At 70.8% G+C, this 3,003-nt stretch carries 1 protein-coding gene; it reads left to right on the top strand.

Features of this window, described 5'->3' with window-relative positions; genetic code table 11:
* Positions 1-3,003: SDR family NAD(P)-dependent oxidoreductase (locus tag ACP4J0_RS38290; RefSeq protein ID WP_426604037.1), on the top strand; the 3,003-nt coding region annotated here is incomplete at both ends.

The following is a 3,003-nucleotide window of genomic DNA, read 5'->3' as shown; positions in this document are numbered from 1 at the left end:
GGCCGGGATCGCGCCGGTGTCGTCGTCGGTGCCGGTGTATTCGTCGGTGACGGGGCAGGTGTTGGATACCGGCGCGGTGGATGCCGGGTATTGGGTGCGGAATTTGCGTGAGACCGTGCGGTTCGAGGACGCGACCCGTGCTTTGATCGCGGATGGTCGGGAGGTCTTCGTCGAGGTCAGTCCGCATCCGGTGCTGACGGCCGCGGTCCAGGAGACCCTGGAGGACGCGGGGCAGGACGGTGTGGTGGTCGGGACGCTGCGCCGTGGCGAGGGTGGTCCTGGGCGGATGATGGCGTCGTTGGCGCAGTTGTTCGTGCAGGGTGTTGCTGTGTCGTGGGAGTCGGTGTTCGCTGGGGCCGAAGCCCGGCGGGTGGACCTTCCCTCGTACGCGTTCCAGCACCAGCGGTACTGGACCGATGAGGCACAGGACTCGGAGCCCGCCCAACCGGATGCCGTGGACGCGGAGTTCTGGGCGTCGGTGGAGCGGCGCGATGTGCAGGCTATCGCCCGGACGTTGGAGCTGGAAAGCGGCGTCGTCTCTCCCGTGGTGCCCGCCCTATCGTCGTGGCGTGACCGGCACCTTCACGATCGGGCCGTGGGCGGCTGGCGGTACCGCGAGTCCTGGAAGCTGATCGAAGCCGGCGCGACCGCCTCGGTGTCCGAGCCGTGGCTGGTTATCGTCCCTGCCGGGACCGGCGGAGACCCCTGGGTGGCGGCCGTGCTGGCGGCGATGGGTCCGCAGGTCGTGCTGATGGAGTACGACAGCGCCGACCGGGCCGCGCTGACGGCGCAACTGCCCGATGACGAAGTCGCCGGTGTGCTGTCCCTGCTCGCGCTTGGCGACGCCGAGCCCGCGGTGCCGACGCTGTTGCTGGTACAGGCGTTGAGCGACGCCGGGATCACCGCTCCGGTCTGGGCGGTTACCCGGGGCGCGGTCTCGGTGGGACGGCAGGACCCGGTGACCAGCCCCGGGCAGGGAGCGGTCTGGGGCCTCGGCCGGGTGGTCGCGGTGGAACGGCCGCAGCACTGGGGCGGTGTGGTGGACCTGCCCGAGGTACTCGACGAGCGGGTGGCGCGGCGACTGGCGTCGGTGGTGTCGGGGCAACTGGGTGAGGACCAGGTCGCCATACGGGCGGGCGGCGTGTTCGGCCGTCGGCTGGTCCGGGCATTGCAGGCTGGTACGAGGGCGACCTCGTGGCGGACGTGGGGAACGGCGCTCATCACCGGTGGCACCGGTGGCCTGGGCAGGCTCGTCGCGCGGTGGGCGGTGGAGCGCGGTGCCGAGCACGTGGTGCTGATGAGCAGGCGTGGCCCGGATGCCCAGGGAGCCGGACAGCTCTGTGCCGACCTGGAGGAACTGGGCGCGCGGGTCACGGTCGTGGCCTGCGACGTTGCGGACCGTGCCGCGCTTGCGAACGTCGTGGAGTCCATCGGCGGCGCGCTGCGGATGGTGGTGCATGCCGCAGGTGTGAACCAGGGCCTGGTCGCCGTCGAATCGGTGACGCCTGAGCAGATGGCGGCCGAACTGCGTCCCAAGGTGGCAGGAGCGGCTCACCTGGACGAGTTGACCAGCGACATCGATCTGGACGCCTTTGTGCTGTTCTCCTCAGGCGCGGCATCATGGGGCGGCAGTGGCCAGGCCGGCTGCGCCGCCGGTGACGCCTACCTCGATGCCCTGGCGGCCCGTCGCCGGGCACAGGGGCGGGCCGCGACCTCGGTGGCGTGGGGTGCCTGGGCCGAGGCGGGGATGGCCGTTGACAACCCCGAACAGAATGCGCACCTGCGGAAGTCGGGCGTGCTGCCCATGCAGCCCCGGTTGGCTCTCGCGGCGCTGCACCGGGCCCTGAGTGACGACGAGACCACCATCACGGTCTCGGACATGGACTGGCCCCGGTTCGCGCCGGCCTTCACCGCAGCCCGCTCGAGCCCACTCCTGTCGGACCTCGCGGAGGTCGCCCAGGTGCTGGCCGGTTCGACCCCTGGAGCGGACGAGTCGAAGGCATCGGGCTTCGCCCGGCGCTGGGCACAGATCCCTGAGGGGGAGCGTACTGAGTTCCTGCACGAGCTCGTACGCGGCCACGTCGCCGCCGTTCTGGGCCACAGCTCGCCGGACCGTGTCGACACCGGTCAGGCGTTCAGGGACCTGGGCTTCGACTCACTGACAGCGGTGGAACTGCGCAACCGCCTCGCCACCACCACATCGCTGAGCCTGCCTGCCACCCTGGCGTTCGACTACCCGACTATCGGCGGCCTGGCCGACCACCTCACCGATCTGCTCACCGGAACCCCCACCGCCGCGCGGACCACGGCCGTGCCTCCGGCCGTGTCCGTGAACGACGACCCGATCGTGATCGTGGGAATGGCCTGCCGGCTCCCCGGCGGGGTGGCCGGTCCCGACCAGCTGTGGAGCCTGGTGGCCGAAGGCCGGGACGCCATCACGGAGTTCCCCACCGACCGTGGCTGGGACCTGGACGAGCTGTCCGGCTCCGGACCCGCCGCGTCGGTCACCGGCACCGGCGGCTTCCTGCACGAGGCCGGTGACTTCGATGCGGAGTTCTTCGGGATTTCCCCCCGTGAGGCGGTGGCGACTGATCCGCAGCAGCGGCTGTTGTTGGAGACCTCGTGGGAAGCCCTGGAGCACGCCGGAATCGACCCCGCCTCGCTGGCGGGCGATCCCGTCGGGGTGTTCGTCGGCGCGATCCCTTCGGGCTACTCCGAGGTGGCTGCCCGATCCGACGAAGACGTGGCGGGGCATCTGGTGACGGGTGGTTCGCAGAGTGTGTTGTCGGGGCGGGTGGCGTATGTGCTGGGGTTGCAGGGCCCTGCGGTGACGGTGGACACGGCGTGTTCCTCGTCTCTGGTGGCGTTGCACTGGGCCGTGCAGTCGTTGCGGTCCGGTGAGTGCTCGATGGCTCTCGCCGGTGGCGTGACGGTCATGGCGACGCCGGATGCGTTCGTCGGGTTCTCCGTGCAGGGTGGGTTGGCGGTGGATGGGCGGTGCAA

Source organism: Streptomyces sp. WG7 (assembly GCF_049975785.1).
Taxonomy (GTDB): domain Bacteria; phylum Actinomycetota; class Actinomycetes; order Streptomycetales; family Streptomycetaceae; genus Streptomyces.
This window is presented reverse-complemented; position numbering and strand designations above follow the sequence as displayed.